The sequence below is a fragment of the Streptomyces sp. NPDC058665 genome (assembly GCF_042714995.1).
GTDB lineage: Bacteria > Actinomycetota > Actinomycetes > Streptomycetales > Streptomycetaceae > Streptomyces.
In genome coordinates, this window is record NZ_JBHXRX010000032.1 from 27,048 (window position 1) to 49,392 (window position 22,345).

Here is a 22,345-nt window from a genome sequence, read left to right on the forward strand (position 1 = left end):
CCTTTCCCTGATCCGCGTGCTCGGTCAGAGTGCGGAGCCGGTCGGTTCGGTGGCGGACGATGCGGGTGCTTCAACTGGTGCTGGTGGTACGGGGGATGGTGGGCGGTAGGCGCGCAGGGGTGCGTTGACCGCTGCCACGAGGGCGACCAGCAGGGTGGCGAACAGGCCGCCGGCCACCAGGGAGAAGGAGGCGGAGGTGGCCGACGCCACAAGGCCGCCGCGGAAGTTGCCGAGTTCGGGGCCCGCGACGCCGATGACATGTTCCACGGAGGAGACCCGCCCCCGGTACGCGTCCGGGGTCTCCAACTGGACCAGGGTGCTTCGGGTGATCACCGACACGGTGTCGGCGGCCCCGGCCAGAGCCAGACAGCAGAGTGCCGACCAGAGCGGCCCGGCCAGGCCGAAGCCGGCCAGTGCCAGGCCCCAGACCCCGGCCGCGATCAGTTGGACCAGGCCGCCGCCACGCCGTCGGGTCAGCGTGCCGGAGAGTAGACCGGCCATGATCCCGCCGACCGCGACGGCCGAGAGGAACAGGCCGAGGGTCCGCGGATCACCGCCGAAGCGCGCCTCGTTGACCAGAGGGAAGAGCGCGACCGGCATGGCGAACACCGTCGCGGCCAGATCGGTGGCCAGCGACCCCCAGAGTGTCGGACGCCGCAGAACGACCCCCCAGCCGCCGCGTTCGGCCCGGCGCCGGCCACTCGCCGTGCCGGCGCCCTCGGGGCGCATGGGCGGCAGACGTATCACCGCGAGCGCCGAGATCGCGACGGCCACGGCCTGGGCGGCGTAGGCGCCGGCGAAGTCCCACCGGGCGATGATCAGCCCGGCCAGCGCGGGCCCCGCGAGCATCCCCGCCTGGAAGGAGACGTTGGTCAGCGCGAGCCCGGCCGCGACCTGGTCGGGTGGCAGGAGCCGGACCGGGAGAGTACGGCGCGCGGGCGCCCCGAGCCCGGCGCAGGCGGCTCCCGCGGCGACCAGGGTGAGCAGCAGCAGGACGTTCCGGTTGTCCGCCAGGGCCTGGGCGCACAGCCCGGCGGCAGCGAGCAGTTGGCCGCCGGTCGTGGCCCGTACGACCGTACGGCGGTCGACCGCGTCGGCCAGCGTGCCGCCGAGCAGCCCGAACAGCAGCGTCGCCAGACCGGAGACGAGCCCGATGGCGCCGGTGCCCAGCGGGCTGCCGGTCAGATCCCAGACCTGGGCCAGAACCGCCACCGTGGACATCTGGCTGCCGAGTTGGGAGGCCGCGGTGCCGATCCACAGGTCGCGGAACGGCCCGCCGCCGCGAAGCGGGCGGGTGTCGAGGAACCGGCCGCGCCCCTTCACCGCCGCGGCTCGACGAGGTGGTCGAGCACCCGCTGCCGCATCGACCGGCGCTCCAGCGCCCGCCGAAGCTCCTCGACGGCGGTCGTCAGCGCGTAGGGGATCTCGGCGTCCAGCTCGGCGACCGTCGCATGTGTCGCCCGCCACTCCGCCTCCAGGAACGGCACGAGCGACCGGCCCCGCTCGGTCAGATCGATCCGCCGGGTACGGGCGTCGGCCCCCGGCTCGGAGGTCACCAGACCTTCCTTGCGCATGGCGTTGAGGGTCTGGCTGATGGCCGAGTGCGAGCGGTCCAGGGACGCCGCGAGCTCGCGGATGGTGAGCGGCCCGGTATGGGCGAGGCGGATGAGCGGATACGCGAACCGGGGCCGTACGCCCTCGATGCCGCGCGCGACATAGACCTGCTCGATCTCGGCGTCCATGGCGGCCAGCAGCTTGTGCAGCGGCTGCCAGGGATCGGGCACCGCCGTGGGGTCGGAGGATGTCATAGCGCTAATATAACAGCGCGGTGATAATTCGGGTACGGGCCCGCCCGCCGTACGCCCCGGCCGTCTTGACCATGTGCCGCACGGGGCCGACAGTGGCCGGATACGCGTCGATCAGCCCCGTAGAGAACGCGCCCGGCTCCAGGGCACTACCAGTGGATCGTGATGGCCGAGGAGACCCAACTCGCCCTGGCCTGGCGGGCGGACGACCACCGCCCCTTCACCCGCGCGTATGTGGAGGCGGCACGCTCGACGAGGCCCGCCGCATGACGGCGAACACGCCCGGGACCCGGTCCCGGCCCTTCGGTGCCGTGCTGTGCGACCTCGACGGCGTCATCCGCCACTACGACCACTCCGAGGTGACGCGCCTTGAACGGGCGGCGGGCCTGCCGGAGGGCACCACGGCGTCCGTCGGATTCGCCCCGGAGAACGACCTGCCGCTGCTCCTCGGGCGGATCACCCGCGAGGAGTGGGCCGACTCCATCGTCAAGGGGCTCCTGCCGCGCGTGTCGCCGCACGAGGCCGAGGCCCTGGCGCACGCGTTCAGCTGGGCCGGCTTCCGTGCCGACGAGGCGGTCGTGGATCTGCTCCGGCGCGTCCGCGAGCACTGCCCGCTCGTGCTCGTCACGAACGCGACGTCCTGGCTGGACGACGACCTCGCCCGGCTCGGGCTGACCGGGCTCGCCCACAGTGTCGTCAACAGCGCACGTGTGGGCGTGGCCAAGCCGGACCGTCGTATCTACGAGATCGCCGCCGAGCGCGCCGGCGTGTCCCCGGACCGCTGCCTCTTCGTGGACGACAGGCAGGAGAACGTGGACGCCGCCGTCGCGCTCGGCATGACCGGAGTGCTTCACCGCGGCGCCGCCGATCTGCGGACGGCGCTGGGCGGGCAGGACCGACAACATCGCCCTTGACAGGACCCGAGCGGTCGGCCCGGCGCCCTCACACGCGGCGGCGGACCTTCACGGCGTTGTCCGTACGCGTGGCCGGCTGCCCGTCCGGAGCGGTCTGGATCCGCTCGTGCTCCTCGCTGAGCAGCAACTCCCACTCCCCGTCAGGCAGTTCGAGGGACTCCACGACCTCGTCCGGCGTCGGGAGATGCACCTCCGGGTGGGGGTTGGTCTCCCACGGCGGGAAACCGGCGTGCCCGACGATCAGAATCACCCCGCCCGGCGCGACAGCGGACGCGGCGGCCCGCAGGATCTTCTCGCGCGGCATGTCGTCCGGTGAGTGCAGGAACTGCGCCGAGACCAGGTCGTACGTCCCGGTGGGGAACGACGCCCCGAAATCGTGCCGCTGCCAGTCGATGCGCTCGGCGACACCCTCGTCCGCCGTCGCGGCGTGCCGCCGTGCCTTGGCGAGGGCGACCCCTGAGATGTCACAGGCGGTCACCTGCCATCCCCGGCCCGCGAGCCAGATCGCGTCGGCCCCTTCGCCGCAGCCCAGATCCAGAGCCCGGCCGGGCTTCAGCTCGGCGACCTCCCGGACAAGGACCGTGTTCGGGTTCCCGCTCCAGATGCGTTCGCTCTCTCCGTAACGCGAGTCCCAGAACTCCTCACTCGTACCGCCTTCGGCGTCGTTCTCCGCCGGGGTCCGACCGTGGGCCATCGATGTGTCTCCTTCACCAAGTCGGTCTCGCGTGTTGTCACCGCCCTGCCTCGCCGCCACCGCGCGCCGCGTCTCCTCGGCGATCAGGTCCGCGTTGATCGCCGCAGCCGCCCGAAGCCCGGCCGCCGCCGAGCCGATCACGTTCTCCGTCGGATCGGCGACATTGCCCGCCGCCCACACGCCGGGCACGGATGTCGCGCCCGCCGGGTCGGTGGGGATGGCGCTGCCGACCACCTGGCCGGCCATCTCCCGGTCGACCGCCGTGATCCCCAGCCCCGCGAGGACGCCCCCACGCGCCGTGAACAGCGGCGGAACCACCACCGCGCGGACCGGAATCACCCGCCCACCCGCCAGCGTGACCCCGCTGAGTCTGTCGTCCGTCACCTCCAGGGCGGTGACCTCGCCGTCCACGACGGCGATGCCGCGCGCGGCCAACTGCTCGTACTGTTCGTCGTCGAATTCGGGCGCCGTGTGCCGGAACAGCGTCACGTCGTCGCTCCACTGCCGCCACATCTGCGCCTGGTGCACGGCGAGCGGACCGGTCGCCAGGACGCCGATGGGCGCGTCGCGCACCTCCCACCCGTGGCAGTACGGGCAGTGCAGCACCTCGCGCCCCCAGCGCTCGGCGATGCCCGGGACGGGCGGCAGTTCGTCGACCAGCCCCGTCGTCACCAGCAGCCTGCTCGCCCTCAACTCGGCCACCGCCGCGCCCTCTTCGAGGACGAGACGGAACCCTTCGGCCACCGAGCCCTTGACCGCCGTCACCCTGGCGGACATGAACTCGCCTCCGTAGCCCGCCACTTCCTCGCGTCCCACGGCCACCAGCTCGGCCGGGGCGATGCCTTCACGTCCCAGATAGCCGTGGACATGGGACGCCGGGGCGTTGCGCGGCTCGCCGGAGTCGATCACCAGCACCGAACGGCGTGCCCGCGCGAGGGTCAGCCCCGCGCTCAGCCCGGCGGGCCCGCCACCGATCACCACAACATCGAAATCTACTTTTTGTGCCTTCATGCGAAGCACCTCCATCTGCCGGAGATGGTCCGTCCACGCCCACCGTTTGACAAACTTCCTTGCCGAGGTGGCAAATGGGACCATGGCTGACGACGACCTCTCGACCGTCCTGAAGGGTGTGGGACCGCGCCTTCGCGCCCTGCGCCGCGACCGCGGTACGACCCTGACCTCGCTGAGCGAGTCGACCGGGATCTCGGTCAGCACGCTGTCCCGGCTGGAGTCCGGCGGCCGTAAACCGACCCTGGAGCTGCTCCTGCCGCTCGCCAAGGCGTACGGCGTGCAGCTCGACGAGCTGGTGGACGCGCCCCCGACCGGCGATCCCCGGGTCCACTTGCGGTCCTTCACGCGCTACGGCATGACCTTCGTACCCCTGACCCGCCATCTCGGCGGACTCCAGGCGTACAAGCAGATCATGCCGGCCGGCCCGCCGCACACCGGCGAACTGGAACAGCGGACGCACGAGGGCTACGAATGGCTCTACGTCCTGGCCGGCCGGCTCCGGCTGCGGCTTGGCGAGCACGATCTGGTGCTGGGCGTCGGGGAGGCCGCCGAGTTCGACACCCGCACCCCGCACGGATGGGCCAACGCGAGCCCGGAAGGGGTCGAGTTCCTCACGATCTTCGGCCGGCAGGGGGAGAAGATGCACGTACGCGCCCGGCCCGCAGAGAAGTGAACCCGGACCTGCCTGACTGAGCGTCAGTTCTTCGCGGGCGCGATGGACGCCAGCAGCGACGACACCACGCGCTCGGTCGACGCCGCCATGTCCACCGACCCCGGCGAGAGCAGCCACTGCACCTGGAGCCCGTCCATCACGGCGATGATCGCGTTCGCCACGTTCTCGACATCCAGGTCCTCGCGGGCCTCGCCCACCTCGGCCGCTTCGCGCAGCGCGTCCACCACGAAGGCCCGCAGCCCGGTGTACCGGTCGCGGAAGTACTCCTGCGCGGGGTGGTTCTCGGTGACGCTCTCCGCGGAGAGCACCGCGTACAGCCGTACGATCCCCTCCCGTTCGGCGTTGCGGCGCGAGGTGTCGATCAGATGGCGCAGGAAGGCGAGACCACGGGGGCGGTCGGGGCCGAGCTGTTCTATGTCGGTCTGGTCCCGCAGTTCGAGGACGCTCGTGAGCAGCAGCTCCTTGGACCGGAAGTAGTGCAGTACGCCCGCCTGTGTGAGGCCCGCGCGATCCGCGATCTCCGCCAGCGACGCGTTGTTGTAGCCGCGCGCGGCGAACGTCTCCATGGCGATACGCAGGATCTCCTCGCGCCGCTGCCGCGCCCCCGGACTGCGGGGTGTCCGCGGCTGGGCAGGCCCGGCCGCCGCGCCGCCCCGTTCCCCCGCTCGTCTGTTGCTCACCGGGCGCAGTCTACGGCTCTCCCGATCACGCCCACGGTCCTGGCCCCCGTCCGTTGGCCCGCGTGAAACAAGTTCGGCGCGATGACTTACTAAGTACTTAGTAAGCGTGCTTTCATTTCGCCGATGCGCCACCCGGCCGCGGCACGGGACGCCCCGGGCCGCAGGCGATTCGTTCGACACACGAACCGGCAGGAGCCCCCACGCATGCGAAGAACCCTGCACAGAAGCGTCGTTCGCAGAGCCGTCGCCGCCCTCAGCGTGCTCACGCTGGGCGGAAGCCTCGGACTGACCGCGTCCGGTACGGCGCAGGCCGCCGACCCCACCGCCCAGGTGTGGATCACCACCGCCGACGGAAGCCGCAAGCTGGCATCGGACGGCCAGATCACCTTCAACTCCACGCCGCAGGCCATCGACATCAACGTCAACCAAGGTCAGCGCGAACAGCAGTTCACCGGTGCGGGCGCCTCCGTCACCGGTGCGGCCGGACATCTGATCAACCAGCTTCCGGCGGCGCAGAAGAACGCCCTGATGAACTCGCTCTTCTCCGCCCAGGGCGACGGCATCGGCATCAACTATCTGCGCCAGCCACTGGGCGCCACCGACTTCAACCAGGGCGCGGCCTACACCTACGAGGACAACCAGGGGGACTTCAATCTCGGCCGTGACCACGAGGCGATCATCCCCGTGCTCAAGCAGGCCGTCTCGATCAACCCCGGCATCCGCTTCATGGGCAGCCCCTGGTCACCGCCCGCGTGGATGAAGACCAACAACAGCCTCAACGGCGGCAGTCTGCGCACCGACCGCTACCAGCAGTACGCCGACTACCTGGTCAAGGCGATCCAGGGATACCAGCAGCAGGGCCTCCGACTCAGCGACCTCACGGTCCAGAACGAGCCCGAGTTCGCGACGAGTTACCCCTCGATGAGCATGACCGCGTCCGAGCAGGCGGCGTTCTTCAAGGTGCTCGACCGTACGCTCACGGCGGCGAACCTGCCGACCAACCTCCTCGCGTACGACCACAACTGGGACCACCCGAACTACCCGCTCCAGGTCTTCTCCGAGACCCCGGGCATGAACCGCGTGATCGGCGCGGCGTTCCACTGCTACGGCGGCCAGCCCACCAGCCAGTCGCAGATCAGGCAGGCCGGCAAGCGGGTCTTCTTCACCGAGTGCTCGGGAACCGACAGCGACAACCCGGCCACCACCTTCGCCGACACGCTGAAGTGGCACGCAGAGAACCTCGTCGTGGCCAACATGCGCAACGGCGGCGAGACCACGATCATGTGGAACCTCGCCCTGAACCAGAGCGGCGGCCCTCACCAGGGCCACTGCACCACCCGCTGCAACGGCGTGGTCGAGATCAACGGCAGCACGGTCACGCGCAACGCCGAGTACTACGTCCTCGGCCATCTCACCAAGTTCGTCAGGCCCGGCGCCACGCGCATCGGCTCCACCAGCCAGGGCACGGGCGGCGTGCAGAACGTCGTCTGGCAGAACCCGGACGGCGGCAAGGCGGCGTACGTCGTGAACGGCGCGGGCGCGGCCCGCACGTTCTCCGTCACGGACGCCGGACGCTCCGCCACGTACACGCTGCCCGCGGGCGCCGTCGCCACCCTCGTGTGGACCGGCACCGACACCGGCAACCCGGGCGACGGCTCCATCGACCCGGCGAAGTGGTACCAGGTGGTCAACAGCGGCACCAACGCCTGCCTCGACGCGACCGGTTGGGGCACGGCTGACGGCACAGGACTCCAGCAGTGGTCCTGCTCGGCGCCCGTGGCGAACAACCAGACCTGGCAGTTCCGGCCCACCAGCGACGGCTACTACCAGGTGGTCAACCGGCACGCCGGCAAGGTGTGGGACATCGACGGGGGCGTCGGCGCCACCGGCGACGGGGCCCGCGCGCATCTGTGGAGCTACACCGGCGGCACCAACCAGCAGTGGCAGCCGCAGCGGATCGGGACCACCGACCGCTACCGGTTCGCCGCGAGACACAGCAACAAGTGCCTGACCGTCAGCGGCGGTACGGCCAACGGCGCCACGCTCACGCAGCAGCCCTGCACGGAGGCGGCCAACCAGACCTTCCGGCTGGCGGCGCAGGCGTAGCACTCCATATAAGCGAGAGCCGGTGAGCCCTGACTGAGGGCCCGCCGGCTCTCAGAGATCCAGCACCGCGCGCAGGGCCTGGCTGATGCGCTCCATCACCGCCGTGTCGACAGGGCCGAGCAGCTTCGCGCCGTCGAAGCGCGTGACCCTCAACTGCTGGAGGTTGACCGCCACGGCCGTGGACGGCAGCGGGTCGTCGATCACCACGGACATCGCGGTGTCGGGGTAGCGCCCGGCATCGTGCAGGACGACCGTGAGCACCGCTCCGTACGCCTCTTCCAGACCGTCGAGGGAGACGATCAGGACATTGCGCCCGTCGCCGAGCGTCCAGATCTCGCCACGTTTCACAGGGCGTCGCCCTCGCCGCCCAGGTCCTCGCCCAGGCCGAGCGAGGCGAGCCTGCGGGCGGAGTCGAGTACGGCCTGCCGCTGGGCGGCGCGCACGATGTAGGCGTTGAGGGACAGACCGGCAGCGGCCGCCCCCGCCTTGATCGATGCGTTGATCTCGTCCGGGATACGGAGCGTCATGGCGGTCATGCGACCGACCATAGCAACCGGACGGTGGTTGCACCATGTGGTGTCACTTTCCGGGCCGGGGGCGAAGCGTCCAGGATCTTCGCGGGGCACCACGGTGACCGGGTGATTTGCCGGTCCGGCAAGTTCTCTTGGCGGGCCCGTGGCGGTCGCCGAATGATGGTGGCGGAAACGATCACCCCGAGGAGGAGCCATGCCGGACCCCGTCACCCCGCCCGCCGCAGCCACCACACCCACCACGCCGGGCGCCGAACACCGTCTGGTGGACGTCCCCGGTGGCCGTATCCACCTGGTGGAACAGGGCACCGGCCCGCTCGTCCTGCTGGTCCACGGCTTCCCCGAGTCCTGGTACTCCTGGCGCCACCAGCTTCCCGCCATCGCCGCCGCCGGGTATCGCGCGGTGGCCATCGACGTACGCGGCTACGGACGCTCGTCGAAGCCGTCGGCCGTCGAGGACTACCGGATGCTCGCCCTCGTCGCCGACAACGTCGCGGTCGTACACGCGCTGGGGGAGGAGACGGCGACGATCGTCGGCCACGACTGGGGGTCGAACATCGCCGCCGACTCCGCCCTCCTGCGCCCCGACGTCTTCACCGCCGCCGCGCTGCTCAGCGTCCCGTTCGCGCCTCGCGGCGGCCCCCGCCCGTCCGAGGTGTTCGCGGGGATCGGCGGCGACGAGGAGTTCTACGTCAGCTACTTCCAGACGCCCGGCCGCGCGGAGGCGGAGATCGAGCCCGACATCCGCGGCTGGCTGGCCGGCTTCTACGCCGGGATCTCGGGCGACACCATGGCGCCGGAGTCCGAGGGGAGCCTCTACTTCGTGGCGCGGGGCGGCAGACTCCGCGACCGGTTCCCCACAGGGCCCATGCCGACTTGGCTCTCGGAGGCCGAACTCGACCACTACGCGGGCGAGTTCGAGCGGACGGGACTGACCGGAGCGCTCAACCGCTACCGCAACATCGACCGGGACTGGGCGGACCTGGCCGCCTGGCACGGCGCCCCCCTCACCCAGCCCTCGCTCTTCATCGGCGGCGAGCGCGACGCCTCGCTCGCGTGGATGTCGGACGCCGTCAAGGCCTACCCCACCACCCTGCCCGGCCTGGTCTCGTCGCACATTCTCGAAGGCTGCGGGCACTGGGTGCAGCAGGAGCGCGCCGACCAGGTCAACCGCCTCCTCACCGAGTGGCTGGACGCCCTGTCGGCGCGCTGACCCCCGCGACGGGCGGTGAGCGCCCGGGGTGGTCCAGGCCGACGGGGCCGGCCCGGTCGGTGCGGATCACCCGAACGGCCGCATCCCCGCGCGGCGCCGGGCCCGCGTGGCGTGGGCCGTCCGGCGGACCGGAACGGGCGCCGCCGACGGCCGGGTGCGAGGCACGGCCGGGCGTTACCCACGGTCCGGGGGCAGTCACCGATGGGGTGTCCACGAAAGGGGACAGATCAGTCAAAAGGGCGAGAATGATGGGACCGAGCACGCTGATCAGTCCGATCAGGTCAAGGAGTGAAGTCAGTGGAGAACGCCGACGTCCGGCCGACCGGGCCCGCTCTGCCGACGGGCCGTGGTGACCTCAGTTACGGAGTCGTACGTGCCCTGCGTGGCCGCCCCGGATCCGGGACCCCCCTGCCGCCGACCGGAACAGCCGACGATGCCGCCCCTTACGGCGAGGACCTGCACCTCGCGCTCTATCTCTGTTACGAACTGCATTACCGCGGATTCTGCGGTGTCGACCCCGCCTGGGAATGGGATCCGGCTCTCCTCGCCTTCCGCGCCGACCTCGAACGCCGATTCCTCGACGCGCTGCGCACGGACACCAAGCGCCGCACCGACGTCGACGAGGCCCTCGCCGACCTCCTGGTCGAACCGCCGGACGGGACAAGCGCGTCCCACTACCTCAAGGACGAGGGCGAGTTGTGGCATCTGCGCGAGTACGCCGCCCAGCGCTCCGTCTACCACCTCAAGGAGGCCGACCCCCACGCCTGGGTGATCCCCCGGCTCCGGGGCCGGGCCAAAGCGGCGATGGCCACGATCGAGTGCGCCGAGTTCGGCGGGGGGAGGGCGGATCGAATACATTCCCGCCTCTTCGCCGGACTCATGACGGACCTCGGTCTGGACACGACCTACGGCCGGTACGTCGACGTGGCGACGGGGGAGATGCTGGCGAGCGTCAACCTCATGTCGATGTTCGGCCTCCACCGCGCGCTCCGCGGCGCGCTCGTGGGGCACTTCGCCGCCGTCGAAGTGGCCGCGTCGCCCGCGTCGCGCCGGCTGGCGGAGGCGATGCGGCGTGTCGGGGCGGGGGAGGCCGCCGCGCGTTTCTACGACGAGCATGTGGCGGGCGACGGAACGCACGAACAGCTGGTCCGCCGCGAGGTCGTCGGCGGGCTCCTGGACGAGGAGCCCTGGCTGGAGACGGATGTGGCCTTCGGCGCCGACGCCACGGGCGTACTCGACGCCCGCCTCGCCGAGAAACTGCTCTCAGCCTGGGGCGACGGCCTCTCCGCCCTGCGTACGCCCCGCTGAACAGCTCCGCGAAAGCCCCTGGCCCCTCAGTGATCCGTGAGGGGGCGGGGGCTCGTCCTCTAGCCGAGTGACCGCGCCGTCACCGGCGTGCTGGGCGCCTGCTGGCCGCCGCTGGCCAGCATCCGCACCTCGCCCCGGTCGCTGATCTCCGCGCGCACGATGCCCGTCTCGTCCTCGTAGACGGGAAAACCCCCCGCCCCCGCCCTGGACGTGCGCCTGACCGTCACCACGTCCCGTTCCGGGGTGTCCGGCCCTGGGGCCGTGAGATCGGCCGGGTCGGTGGGGGCGGTCTCGTCGAACACCAGCTCATAGCGTTCCGGGTAAGCCATGGGGGCCTCCTCCCGCGATAGGCACCACCACCCATCGTCACCCCGTCGGCCGATCCCCGCCTCTGCTCCGGAGGCCATGGCGCCGGGGTCACACAGGGTCACAGCCCGGCGCGGAACTCGGACAGCAGCTGCCTCGTACGGCTCGCGGACTCCGCGTGGGCCACCATCCGGTCCATGGCCTCCATGTGCTCGGAGACCTCACCGTCCTCGTCCAGATAGAGCGCGCCGGTCAGATACTCGATGTAGACCATGTCCCGCACCTCGGGGACACCGAAGCGGAACAGCACGAAGGGGCTGTACGTGCCCGGGTGATGCCCCGCGCTGAACTCGGCGATCTGCAGCGTCACGTTCGGCAGCTCGGTGGCTTCGAGCAGCCGGTCGATCTGCGCGCGCATCACATCCGCGGAACCGACATGCCTGCGCAGCACCGTCTCGTCCATCACGGCCCAGAAGACAGGCGCGTCCGCGCGGGTCAGCAGCGACTGGCGCTCCAGCCGGAGTGCGACCTGCCGCTCCACCCGGGCCGGGTCGGAGAACTGCTGCCCCAGGGCGCCGGCGGTCAGGATGCGCCGCGCGTAGTCCTCGGTCTGGAGCAGTCCGGGCACGAAGTGCGGCTCGTAGCAGCGCATGGTCTTCGCGGCCTCTTCGAGACTGACGTAACCGCTGAACCAGTCGGGGAGCACATCATGGAACCGCTGCCACCAGCCGGGCTTGTTGGCCTCGTCGGCCAGCCGCAGAAAGACGTCTATCTCGTCGTCCGGGACGTTGTACGCGGGCAACAGGATCTGCAGATACGGAACCTTGAGCCCGACCTCCGCCATCTCCATCCGGCGGACGGTCGCCGCCGTCACCCGCAGCAGCTGACCGGACTGTTCCCGGCTGAGCCCCGCCTTCTCGCGCAGGGCCAACAGCTGTCTGCTCAGCACGATCTGTCCGATCGTCGGAGCCGACCGTGGCTCGCTCATCGCGCACCCCCGAGCACTGCCGCAGCCATGACCGACAGTCTGCCACAGCAACTCACCGCTACGGCAGGTCTGTTGATCTTTCGCGGTCTTCGGGCGGCCGGGGTGACCGTCGTGCTCCTTGGTCTCAACGTCCTCAGCTCGTTCCGGGATCTTGGCCGCGCGGGCGGCCGGGTGGGGCTCGCGGACGTTCGCGTGCGTTCGCGTACGTCCGTGTGTGTGTCCGTGCGTACGCCCTGGCCGACGACGCGGTGCGGGCATGCGTGACAGCATGTCGCTCCGGAGTCCCTGCCACCAGAGGGCGAGGCTCCGCTTAGGGGGTGTCTTTTCACGCGGGCGTCAATCCCGGGTCACCGGCCTCCGTGACGAACGACGCCGCCCTGGTCAGCGCCGATCCCGGCTCGGTCACGGAAGTCAGCGTGTTGAAGGTGACCGTCGCCCGTTCCTGGGTGAGCGCGAACGTGGTGTACCCCCGACGGCCGTTGTAGTACTTCATATGCGGGTTGGCGGAGGTGAGGCTGGACCAGTTGGACGGTTTGTCTACGCCGTCCATACCGCTGCTGACCGATGTTGTGGCGATCTCCGTCCCCACGACGCGGGACGTCGGGTCGTCGAAGTCCTCCTTGAGATCGAAGCCGTAGCCGACGTGCACATCGCCGGTCAGGACCATCAGGTTGTCGAGGCCGGCCGCCTTCGCACCGTCCAGGACGCGCTTGCGGGAGGCTGTGTACCCGTCCCACGCGTCCATCGACAGCTTGAAGTCGGACCTCGGCACGTCACGGCGCTGGGCGAAAGTGACCTGCTGGGCCAGCAGGTTCCAGGTCGCGTTCGAGTTCTTCCAGCCGTCGAGCAGCCACCGTTCCTGCGTCTCGCCGGTCATCGTGCGCCTGGGGTCCTTCGACTCCGGGCCCGGGACCTGCCAGTTGGCGCCCTGCACCTGGTTGGAGCGGTACTGGCGGGTGTCGAGGATGTCGAACTGGGCGAGCTGTCCGAAGTGCAGCCGGCGGTAGAGCCGCATGTCGGGTCCCACGGGCTGCTGCGGAGTACGCAGCGGCTGGTTCTCCCAGTAGGCGCGGTAGGCGGCGGCCCTGCGGAGCAGGAACTCCTCCGGCGGTACGTCGTTCTCGGGCGTCTCGTCCGCGTAGTTGTTCTCCGTCTCGTGGTCGTCCCACGTGACGACGAAGGGGTGCGCGGCGTGCGCGGCCATCAGGTCCGGGTCCGACTTGTAGAGGCCGTAGCGCAGCCGATAGTCCTCCAGCGTCACGGTCTCGGAGTCGTAGTGCGCGGGAAGTTGGCGGTCGGTGTACTTCCGCTCGCCGCCCGCGGCCGTCACCGCGTACTCGTACAGATAGTCACCGAGGTGCACGACGACATCGAGGTCCTCGGCTGCGAGATGCCTGTAGGCGGTGAAATAGCCGTGGTAGTAGGCCTGGCAGGACAGCGTCGCCAGTCTGAGCAGGGTGGTCGGGGCCCCCGCGGCGGGGGCGGTACGCGTGCGGCCGGCCGGGCTGATCCACGTACCGGCCCGGAAGCGGTAGTGGTAGAAGCGGCCGGGCGACAGCCCCGGTACCTCCACGCGCACGCTGTGGTCGAACTCGGGGTGGGCCGTGGCCGTACCGCGCGCGACGATCAGAGCGAAGCGCTCGTCGTACGCGACCTCCCACTCCACCTCGATCCGCTCGGCCGGCAGGCCGCTGTCCGCCGTGTACGGCTCGGGCGCCAGCCGGGTCCAGAGCAGGGCCGTGTCGGGCAGCGGATCGCCCGAGGCGACGCCCAGCGTGAAGGGATCCTTGGTGATCTTCCGGGGATTGAGCCGGCGGGCGGTGGCCGCGCCGGCGGCCGGCATGTTCGCCGCGAAGGCGAGCACGGCCGCGGCGCCGGCGCGGGTGACGAACTGACGGCGGTTGATACGGCGGGCGGCGGCGCGGAATTCGGGCAGATGATTTCCCATGGTGACGAGTCATATGCCCTGTTACGTACATCCCCTGACCCCGCATCAGGGTGATCTATTCCTCCTCCTGGCCTATCCGGGCATGCAGCGCGCGGGTGTGGTCCACCTCCCGTACGGCACCGGTCAGCGTCACCCGGGCGGTAAGCCGGGTGTCCGCGCTGGAGGCGCCGAGCCGCAGCTCCAGCTCGCCAGGCTCCACGATCCGGCGCCCGTCCCGCCCGGTGAAGGAGGCCAGGTCGGCGGGGGCGACGGCGCTGATCCTCGCCGTCTCGCCCGGCTCCAGCGGCACTCGCAGATAGCCCACGAGCCGCTGGACCGGCTGCACGACCGAGGCGACCGGGTCGTGCAGATACAGCTGCACCACCTCCGTACCGGGCCGGGGCCCGGTGTTGCGCACGGTGAACGACAGCCGCAGTTCGCCGTCGGTCGCGGCGGCGCTGTCGGCGGTCAGCCCGGACCACACGAACGAGGTGTACGTCAGCCCGTGCCCGAACGCGAACGCGGGCGTCGGATCGACACTGGACGAGTCGCCGGCCCGCGCCAGCCGCGCCGCCAGATAGGTGGACGGCTGAGCGCCCGGCCGCCGCGGAACGCTCACCGGCAGCCGGCCCGACGGCTCGACCCGGCCGCTCAGCACCCCCGCTATCGCCCGCGTGCCCTCCTGCCCGGGGAAGAAGGTCTGCACGATCGCGGCCGAGGCGTCCACGGTCCCGTCGCCCAGCGCGTACGGCCGTCCCGCGACCAGCGTCACCACCACGGGCGTACCGGTGTCCAGCAGGGTGTCGAGCAACTGCTGCTGCACGCCCGGCAGGGCCAGCGACTCCGCGTCGCAGCCCTCGCCGCTCGTACCCCGGCCGAAGAGCCCCGCCCGGTCGCCGAGCGCGGCGACGATCACGTCCGCCCCGCGCACCGCCCGCAGCGCGGCGGCGAATCCGTCGGTGACCGCCGAGTCGACGGCGCAGCCGGCCGCGGTGACGATCTCGCACCCGGGGAACTCCGACATCAACGCCTGGAGCAGCGTGGGCAGCTGAACCCCGGCCGGGGTGCCGGGATGCTGGGACCCCACATGGACGGGGAAGGAGTAGCAGCCGAGGACCGCTGAGGGCGTGTCGGCCTGGGGCCCCACGACCGCGATCCGCGCGGGCCGGTCCAGCGGCAGGACCCCGTCGTTGCGCAGCAGGATCACCGATCGCTCCGCGAGGCGGCGGGAGATGTCCCGGTGCGCGTCGGTGTCCAGGTTCACGGTGTCGCGCAGCCGGTCGGGCGCGTCGAGATCGGCGCCCGCGAGGGCGGGCGGCAGCGGGCTCCAGTCCGGGTCCAGCAGCCCGAGCTGGGCCTTCTGCGTCAGCACCCGGCGCAGGGCCCGGTCGACCACCTTCGTCGTCAACTCCCCTGCGGCGACGGCCTTCCGCAGGGGCTGCCCGAACGTCTTCACGGTCGGCAGCTCTACATCGACCCCGGCGGTCAGCGCCAGGGCCGCCGCCTGCCCCCAGTCGGCGGCCACCCCGTGCAGGGACTTGAGGAACGCGATGCCGAAGTAGTCGGCCACGACGGTGCCTTCGAAACCCCAGGTGTCCCGGAGCAGCCCGGTCAGCAACTGCTCGTCGGCCGCGGCGGGCAGACCGTCGGTGTCGGTGTACGCGTGCATCACCGACCGTGCGCCGCTCTCCCTGAACGCCATCTCGAAGGGCGGGAGCATGACGTCGGCGCGCTCTCTCGGCCCCATGCTCACCGGGGCCAGATTGCGGCCGGCGCGGGAGGCCGAATAGCCGGCGAAGTGTTTCAGAGTGGCGACCAGACCGGTGGACTCCAGCCCCTGGACGTACGCGGTGGCGATGCTCCCGACCAGATACGGGTCCTCGCCGATGGTCTCCTCGACCCGGCCCCACCGCGCGTCGCGCACCACGTCAAGCACCGGAGCGAGGCCCTGGTGGACACCCACCGACCGCATGTCGCTCCCGATCGCCGCCGCCATCTCCCGGACCAGTGCGGGATCGAAGGCGGCGCCCCAGGACAGGGGGACCGGATAGGTGGTGGCGCCCCAGGCGGCGAAGCCCGCCAGACACTCGTCGTGGGCCATCGCCGGAATACCGAACCGGTTGCCGGCGACGATCCGTTCCTGACTGCGCATCAGGGACAGTGCTCCCAGGGCGGGATCGACGGGGACGGTGCCGAACGGCCGGGTGAGCTGGCCGAGTCCGTGCGGGATCAGGTCGTCCAGGGCGGGCGGCTCGTCCATGTCGTGCTGGTGCGGGGCGACTTCGGCGCCGTCGGCGGATGCGCCCGCCCACAGGCCGTACAGCTGGGCCAGCTTCTCCTCCAGGGTCATGGCGGCGATCAGCTCGTCGACGCGGGCGCTACGGTCGGCCCGGAGCCGGTCCCCGGCGGCGGTCTCGCTCGCGGGGGCGTCGGTGGTCACGTTGTCGGTCACTTTCCTCCGACGCCCATCAGCCCCTGGACCAGGGCCCGCCGGGCGAACAGGTAGACGAGCAGGACGGGCACGGTGGACAGCACCACGGCGGCCAGCAGGCCCGGGATCTCGACGCCGTGCTGGGTCTGGAAGTCGTACAGACCGAGGGTGATCACCTTGGACTCCTCGGACTGGGTGAGCACGAGCGGGAAGAGGAACCCGTTCCACGCCTGGAGCGCGGCGAACACCACGACGGTGGACAGCCCGCTCTTCGACAGCGGCACGACGAGCTGGAAGAACACCCGCCGTGCGTCCGCACCGTCGATGGCCATCGCCTCGAAGAGGTCGTCGGTGATGTCGCGCATGGTGCCGGTCAGGATGAGCACACAGACCGGCATGCAGAACGCGGCCGTCGGCAGGATGACGCCGATGAGGTTGTCGTAGAGACCCGCCTCACTGATGACGTAGAACATGGGCACGATCACCGCCTGCGCGGGGATCGCCAGCCCCAGCAGGAAGAGCCGGAAGACGCCCGACGTTGCGCGCCCCCGGTTGCGGACGATCGTGAACGCCAGCGGGGGGACGAGGAGCAGGACGATCGCGACCACACTGGCCGTCACGATCAGGGTGTTGAGGAAGTAGCGGCCGAACCCGTTCGAGAAGTTGTCGAGGTAGTTGTCGAGCGTGAAGTGGTCGGGGAAGACCAGCGGGCCGCCGGCGTTGTAGTCCGGGCGCGACTGCACCCCGGCGCCGAGCATGACGTACAGCGGCAGGCCGACGACGAACAGCCACAGCGTGACGCCCACGCCCGCCAGGTAGTTGGGGCGGCGCCTCATCACATGCCTTCCTTGGTGCCGGCCATCTTGTCGTAGCCGGAGACCCGCACCACGACCAGTGAGATGGCCGTGGCCACCAGGACCAGCAGCAGCGCGATGGCCGCGCCCGCGCCGAACTCGAAGCCCTTGAACGCCTTTTGATACATGTAGTAGGCGCTGATGGTGGTGTCGGTGCCCGGTCCGCCCTGGGTGAGGATCAGCACCGTGTCGAAGGTGGTGAGCCCCCCGACGACCATCAGGATCACCGACGTGATGACGGAGTTGCGCAGCTGCGGCAGGGTGACGTGGAAGAACTGGCGCACCCGCCCCGCGCCGTCGATCTCGGCCGCCTGGTAGAGAACCGCGGGGATCGCGCGCGTCGCGCCCTGGTAGATCAGTGCGTGCAGCGGGGTGTACTGCCAGGCGCTCACCAGCACCAGTACGGAGATGGCCCCCGTACGGCTGCCGAGGAGGTTGCCGTCCCCGAAGAGCCAGGCAGCCTCCGCGGGCACCCCGAAGTTCGGGTCGAGCAGGGCCCGCCACAGCACCGAGACGGCGGTCGCCGACAGCAGCAGCGGGACGAAGAAGACCGCCGACAGCACGGCCCGGTTGCGCTGCGGACCCGCCGCCCAGACTCCGAGCAGAATGCTCAACGGGGTCTGGACCAGCACCCCGAGGACGGTCAGCAGCACGCTCAGCCACAGACTCTTGATCATCACCGGGTCGTGGAACAGCGTGACCCAGTTGTCGAAACCGGCGAACTCCGGTGCGCCCAGGCCCGACCAGGTGGTGAAGGACAGGACGGCCACCAGTACCAGCGGCACGACGGCGAACAGCGCGAAGAACAGGACGGCGGGCAGCGCCCAGCCGATACCGGGCCTGCCGGTCCTGCGGCGGGCCGCGGGACCGGTCGGCCCCGCGGTCCGGGCCGGCCGGTGCCCGTCCTTCGCTACGGGAGTGGTGAGGGAAACCATGAAGGACGTCCCTCTCAGGCGGTCGTGAGGGCTTGCATGGCCTTGATGAAGCCGTCCGCGTCGAGCTGCCCGTTGAAGAACTGCTGGACCGCCACATAGATGGGCGTCATGTTCTTCGGGGGATACGCCTGGTCCCACGAGAGCTGGAACGCGGGTGCCTTCTCCACCAGGTCGTACTGGTACTTCAGGTACTCCGGGTTGTCGGCGGAGTCCAGGAACTTCGCGGTGTTCGTGGTGGTCGGCAGATTGCCGATGGCGAGCTGGGACTCGACGAACTCGTCCGAGTACATGAGCTTCAGGAACTCGGCTATCGCGTCCGCGTGCTTGGTCGACTTGCGCACCGAGTAGAAGTTGTTGGTGTTGCCGACGAGGTTGGCCGCGTCGCCCTTGCCGCCATCGACGCTCGGGAAGGCGCCGTAACCGAGCTCGTTCTTGGCGAAGTCGGGGTCCGCGTCCTGCTGGGTGGAGTACGCCCACGACCCCATCAGCTCGAACGCCGCCTTGCCGCTCGCCACCAGGGCGGGGGAGCCGCCGTCGGTGAACTTGACCGAGTCGTAGTTGGTGCCGAAGGCGCCCGCGTCGATGAGTTCCCTCAGCATGCCCAGCGCCTTCTCGCTGTCGGCGCTCGCCCAGGCATCCTTGTCACCGGCCAGCGCCTTCTTGAACAGCTCGGGGCCAGCGACACGGTCGTACAGATACTCGAACCACATCATCGTGGTCCACCTGTCGCCGCCGCCGAGTGCGATGGGCGTGACGCCCTCGCCCTTCAGGGTCTTCACGGCGGCCAGCAGATCGTCCCAGGTGCGGGGTGTCTCGACGCCGGCGTCGGCGAGGACCTTCTTGTTGTGGAAGAGGAGCACCGGCTGGGTGCCGCGCATCGGCACGCCGTACGACTTCCCGTCGACCTGCGCGGTTTCGAAGACCGACGGGAGGAAGTTCGACTTCAGCCCCGGCTCGTTCTTGATCATGTCGTCGAGCGGCAGCAGCAGGTCCGCGTCGACGAAGGGCTTGATGCTGCCGCCGCCCCAGTTGAAGAACACGTCGGGCGCCTGCGGGGTGTTGATGACCGTCTGGAGCTTCTGCTGGTAGTCGGCGCCGGGAACGGTGTCCAGGACCGCCTTGACCTCGGAGGTCTTGTTGAAGGTCGCGACGATTCGCTCCTCCACCTTGTTCGTGGCATCGCCGTAGACCAGTACGTGGAACTCGTCCGCACCGCCGGAGGAGGAGTCGCCGCCGCAGGCCGCCAGGCCCAGACTCAGAGCCAGCGCCGCGCCGCCTGCGACGGCTCGACGGAACCGTGCTCGTGTCTTCATCGGGTCGACCTTTCGAAAGTATCGGGAATCTGATCGAAAGTCTCTGTGGGGTGCGACGGTAAGGTCCGCTCAAGTGCCGGTCAACATCGCTGTCATCACTCGGCGAAACCGTTACACAAGGCCGTGCTTTATCCTTCAGTCCATGCCAGATGACAGGAGTACGGGGCGGGTCACCCTCGCTCAGGTGGCCACCCAGGCGGGTGTTTCCCTTTCGACAGTTTCGAAGGTCCTCAACGGGCGCCCCGATGTCTCCGCCCCCACGCGGGTCAAGGTCGAGGAGCTGCTGGAGGCGCACGGCTACCGGCGCGCCTCGGCGTCCCTCCCCGAGGCGCCCCTCATCGAGATCGTCTTCCACGAGCTGGACAGCGCCTGGTCCATGGAGCTCATCCGGGGCATGCAGAACGTCGCCAAGAGCGCCGGCGTCAGCGTCGTACTCACCGAGACCGGGACCCGGCACTCCCCGGGAGCCGAGTGGGTGGAAGGCGTCCTGCGCCGCCGTCCGCTCGGTGTGGTGCTCGTCTTCTCCACCCTCCCCGACGAGCTCAAGAAGAAGCTGTGGTCACGGGCCATCCCGTTCGTGATCATCGACCCGGCCGGCGACCCGGAACCCGACGTGCCCTCCGTCGGGTCGGCCAACTGGGCAGGCGGGCTCGCCGCCACCCGCCATCTGCTCGACCTCGGGCACCGCCGTATCGCGGTCGTCACCGGCCCCGAGGACATGCTCTGCTCCCTCGCGCGCCTCGACGGCTTCCGCTCCGCCATGGCGATGGCCGGTGTGAAGGTCGCCCCCCGCCTCGTGCGGTTCGGCGACTTCCATGTCCAGGCCGGCTACGACCACGCGATGGAACTGCTCAGGCTGCCGGAACCGCCGACCGCCGTCTTCGCCGGCAGCGACCTCCAGGCGCTCGGCGTACTGGAGGCCGCGCGGGTGCTCGGCGTCCAGGTGCCGGAGGACCTCTCCGTGGTCGGGTACGACGACATCCCGCTCGCCCAGTGGTCGAGCCCCTCCCTCACCACCGTGCACCAGCCGCTGGTGGAGATGGCCGAGGAGGCCGCCCAGATGCTGCTGCGGCTGCGGCGCGCGTACCAGAGTGGCGGCCCCCGGCCGGACGCCCGCCCCGACCAGGCCGACACCCGGATCGAGTTCGGCACGCGCCTGGTCGTCAGGAACAGCACGGCGGTGGTGAAGTCCGCGACCGAGTGAATCCGTCCGTGAGAGAAACCTGACCCGGGGAAGGTGAAGGGCGACCCAGCACGACCGGGAAAGGACGGACACCGTGGCACGACCGAGGATTCTCGTAGTGGGAGCGGGCTTCGCGGGGGTGGCGTGCGTACGCCGCCTGGAGCGGAAACTGGTACCGGGAGAAGCGGAGATCTGCCTGGTCACCCCGTTCTCGTACCAGCTCTATCTGCCCTTGCTGCCTCAGGTGGCCGCAGGAGTCCTGCCCCCGCAGTCGGTCGCGGTGTCACTGCGCCGCAGCGGGAAACACCGCACCCGGATCGTCCCCGGCGGGGCCATCGGAGTGGATCCGGAGGCGAAGATCTGCGTCGTCCGGAAGATCACCGGCGAGATCGTCAACCTCCCCTACGACTACATCGTGCTGGCCCCCGGCAGCATCACCCGCACGTTCGACATCCCCGGACTCGTCGACAACGCGCGCGGCATGAAGACACTCGCCGAGGCCGCCTACATCCGCGACCACGTCATCGCGCAACTCGACCTCGCGGACGCCAGCGTGGACGAGAAGGAGCGCGAGGCGCGGCTCCGCTTCGTCGTGGTCGGCGGCGGCTACGCGGGCACGGAGACGGCCGCCGCGCTGCAACGCGTCACCAGCAACGCCCTGCGGCGCTATCCGCGCCTGGACCCGAAGCAGATCAAGTGGCACCTCGTCGACATCGCCCCGAAACTCATGCCGGAACTCGGCGACAGGCTCGGCGCCACCGCCCTCGGCATCCTCCGCAGGCGCGGGATCGAGGTCTCGCTCGGGGTGTCCGTCGCCAAGGCCGCGCCCGACGAGGTGACGTTCACCGACGGCCGGGTGCTGCCCTGCCGCACACTCATCTGGACGGCCGGTGTCGTCGCGAGCCCGCTGGTCGGCACGTTCGACGCCGAGAAAGTACACGGCCGGCTCGCCGTCTCGCCCGAACTGCGGGTCACGGGCCTCGACGGCGTGTTCGCCCTCGGCGACGCCGCGGCCGTGCCGGACCTGACGAAGGGCGGCGACGCGATCTGCCCGCCGACCGCACAGCACGCGCTGCGGCAGGGCCGTAAGGCCGCGGACAACGTCATCGCCACCGTGCGCCGGCAGCCGCTGCTGCGGTACGAGCACAAGGACCTGGGGCTCGTCGTCGATCTCGGCGGCAGGGACGCCGTCTCCAAGCCGATGGGTGTCGAACTGCGCGGGATGCCGGCCCAGGTCGTCGCCCGCGGCTACCACTGGTCGTCCCTGCGGACCAACGTCGCCAAGGCGCGGGTGCTCACCAACTGGATGCTCAACGCCGTCGCCGGGGACGACTTCGTACGGACCGGGTTCCAGGCGCAGAAGCCGGCCACGCTGCACGACTTCGAGTACACCGACGTCTATCTGACACCACGTCAGGTGCGCGAGCACGCACGGGCGCTGACCGCGCGCGGCTGACGCGAAGCGGGCGGATCC

General features: G+C 70.4%; 20 protein-coding genes. 7 read left to right on the plus strand and 13 right to left on the minus strand.

Annotation, left to right across the window (positions count from 1 at the left end):
• Positions 1-24: 24 nt before the first annotated feature.
• Both ACFWV8_RS21675 and ACFWV8_RS21680 read right to left on the minus strand, forming a co-directional pair.
• A complete protein-coding gene (locus ACFWV8_RS21675) occupies positions 25-1,323 on the minus strand; it encodes an MFS transporter (RefSeq protein WP_384204483.1) in 1,299 nt (432 codons plus the stop codon).
• A complete protein-coding gene (locus tag ACFWV8_RS21680) occupies positions 1,320-1,808 on the minus strand; it encodes a MarR family winged helix-turn-helix transcriptional regulator (protein WP_384204486.1) in 489 nt (162 codons plus the stop codon). The genes ACFWV8_RS21675 and ACFWV8_RS21680 overlap by 4 nt, the downstream gene beginning before the upstream one ends.
• A gap of 263 nt (positions 1,809-2,071) precedes the next feature.
• Here ACFWV8_RS21680 and ACFWV8_RS21685 point away from each other — a divergent pair, with 263 nt between their 5' ends.
• A complete protein-coding gene (locus tag ACFWV8_RS21685; RefSeq protein ID WP_384204489.1) occupies positions 2,072-2,719 on the plus strand; it encodes an HAD family hydrolase in 648 nt (215 codons plus the stop codon).
• 28 nt (positions 2,720-2,747) lie between these two features.
• Here the strand turns inward: ACFWV8_RS21685 and ACFWV8_RS21690 are convergent, their stop codons facing one another.
• A complete protein-coding gene (locus ACFWV8_RS21690) occupies positions 2,748-4,424 on the minus strand; it encodes an FAD-dependent oxidoreductase (protein ID WP_384204492.1) in 1,677 nt (558 codons plus the stop codon).
• Positions 4,425-4,506: 82 nt separating this feature from the next.
• Here ACFWV8_RS21690 and ACFWV8_RS21695 point away from each other — a divergent pair, with 82 nt between their 5' ends.
• Complete coding sequence (locus ACFWV8_RS21695) at positions 4,507-5,097, plus strand: XRE family transcriptional regulator (protein WP_329377427.1); 591 nt, start codon at positions 4,507-4,509, stop codon at positions 5,095-5,097.
• A gap of 23 nt (positions 5,098-5,120) precedes the next feature.
• On the opposite strand, the gene ACFWV8_RS21700 is transcribed toward ACFWV8_RS21695, so the two are convergent.
• Positions 5,121-5,777 (minus strand): TetR family transcriptional regulator C-terminal domain-containing protein, encoded by a 657-nt coding sequence (locus ACFWV8_RS21700; RefSeq protein WP_384204495.1) that lies wholly within the window; start codon positions 5,775-5,777, stop codon positions 5,121-5,123.
• Between the two features lie 204 nt (positions 5,778-5,981).
• Between ACFWV8_RS21700 and ACFWV8_RS21705 the strand changes: the two genes are divergently transcribed.
• Positions 5,982-7,883: an RICIN domain-containing protein gene (locus ACFWV8_RS21705; RefSeq protein ID WP_384204498.1), complete on the plus strand. Its 1,902-nt coding sequence runs from the start codon at positions 5,982-5,984 to the stop codon at positions 7,881-7,883.
• 51 nt (positions 7,884-7,934) lie between these two features.
• Here ACFWV8_RS21705 and ACFWV8_RS21710 read toward each other — a convergent pair whose 3' ends face one another.
• Positions 7,935-8,231: a hypothetical protein gene (locus ACFWV8_RS21710; RefSeq protein ID WP_329377423.1), complete on the minus strand. Its 297-nt coding sequence runs from the start codon at positions 8,229-8,231 to the stop codon at positions 7,935-7,937.
• Complete coding sequence (locus tag ACFWV8_RS21715) at positions 8,228-8,419, minus strand: toxin-antitoxin system HicB family antitoxin (protein WP_229701224.1); 192 nt, start codon at positions 8,417-8,419, stop codon at positions 8,228-8,230. The genes ACFWV8_RS21710 and ACFWV8_RS21715 overlap by 4 nt, the downstream gene beginning before the upstream one ends.
• Positions 8,420-8,609: 190 nt before the next feature.
• Here ACFWV8_RS21715 and ACFWV8_RS21720 point away from each other — a divergent pair, with 190 nt between their 5' ends.
• Both ACFWV8_RS21720 and ACFWV8_RS21725 read left to right on the plus strand, forming a co-directional pair.
• Positions 8,610-9,626 (plus strand): alpha/beta fold hydrolase, encoded by a 1,017-nt coding sequence (locus ACFWV8_RS21720; RefSeq protein ID WP_384204501.1) that lies wholly within the window; start codon positions 8,610-8,612, stop codon positions 9,624-9,626.
• Between the two features lie 297 nt (positions 9,627-9,923).
• On the plus strand, positions 9,924-10,934 hold the full coding sequence (locus ACFWV8_RS21725) for an iron-containing redox enzyme family protein (RefSeq protein ID WP_384204504.1): 1,011 nt from the start codon (positions 9,924-9,926) through the stop codon (positions 10,932-10,934).
• Between the two features lie 59 nt (positions 10,935-10,993).
• Here the strand turns inward: ACFWV8_RS21725 and ACFWV8_RS21730 are convergent, their stop codons facing one another.
• From ACFWV8_RS21730 to ACFWV8_RS21760, 7 genes are all read right to left on the minus strand, one after another.
• Entirely contained in the window at positions 10,994-11,263 is a 270-nt protein-coding gene (locus tag ACFWV8_RS21730) for a DUF6296 family protein (protein WP_329377417.1), read from the minus strand.
• A gap of 98 nt (positions 11,264-11,361) precedes the next feature.
• A complete protein-coding gene (locus ACFWV8_RS21735; protein ID WP_384204508.1) occupies positions 11,362-12,228 on the minus strand; it encodes a helix-turn-helix domain-containing protein in 867 nt (288 codons plus the stop codon).
• Between the two features lie 325 nt (positions 12,229-12,553).
• Positions 12,554-14,176 carry an alkaline phosphatase D family protein gene (locus ACFWV8_RS21740; RefSeq protein ID WP_384204511.1) on the minus strand — a complete coding sequence of 541 codons (1,623 nt, stop codon included), beginning with the start codon at positions 14,174-14,176 and terminating at the stop codon, positions 12,554-12,556.
• Between the two features lie 55 nt (positions 14,177-14,231).
• Positions 14,232-16,607 (minus strand): glycoside hydrolase family 3 N-terminal domain-containing protein, encoded by a 2,376-nt coding sequence (locus tag ACFWV8_RS21745; RefSeq protein WP_384204514.1) that lies wholly within the window; start codon positions 16,605-16,607, stop codon positions 14,232-14,234.
• Positions 16,604-17,422 carry a carbohydrate ABC transporter permease gene (locus ACFWV8_RS21750; RefSeq protein WP_384204517.1) on the minus strand — a complete coding sequence of 273 codons (819 nt, stop codon included), beginning with the start codon at positions 17,420-17,422 and terminating at the stop codon, positions 16,604-16,606. The genes ACFWV8_RS21745 and ACFWV8_RS21750 overlap by 4 nt, the downstream gene beginning before the upstream one ends.
• Positions 17,422-18,375, minus strand: a complete 954-nt coding sequence (locus ACFWV8_RS21755) for a carbohydrate ABC transporter permease (protein WP_384204520.1) — start codon at positions 18,373-18,375, stop codon at positions 17,422-17,424. Before ACFWV8_RS21755 ends, ACFWV8_RS21750 begins: the two co-directional genes overlap by 1 nt.
• Positions 18,376-18,389: 14 nt before the next feature.
• Complete coding sequence (locus ACFWV8_RS21760; RefSeq protein ID WP_384204522.1) at positions 18,390-19,688, minus strand: ABC transporter substrate-binding protein; 1,299 nt, start codon at positions 19,686-19,688, stop codon at positions 18,390-18,392.
• Between the two features lie 142 nt (positions 19,689-19,830).
• On the opposite strand from ACFWV8_RS21760, the gene ACFWV8_RS21765 reads away from it, so the two are divergent.
• Both ACFWV8_RS21765 and ACFWV8_RS21770 read left to right on the plus strand, forming a co-directional pair.
• Entirely contained in the window at positions 19,831-20,892 is a 1,062-nt protein-coding gene (locus tag ACFWV8_RS21765; RefSeq protein ID WP_384204525.1) for a LacI family DNA-binding transcriptional regulator, read from the plus strand.
• A 73-nt stretch (positions 20,893-20,965) separates the two neighbouring features.
• Positions 20,966-22,327: an NAD(P)/FAD-dependent oxidoreductase gene (locus tag ACFWV8_RS21770; protein ID WP_384204528.1), complete on the plus strand. Its 1,362-nt coding sequence runs from the start codon at positions 20,966-20,968 to the stop codon at positions 22,325-22,327.
• Positions 22,328-22,345: the final 18 nt, after the last annotated feature.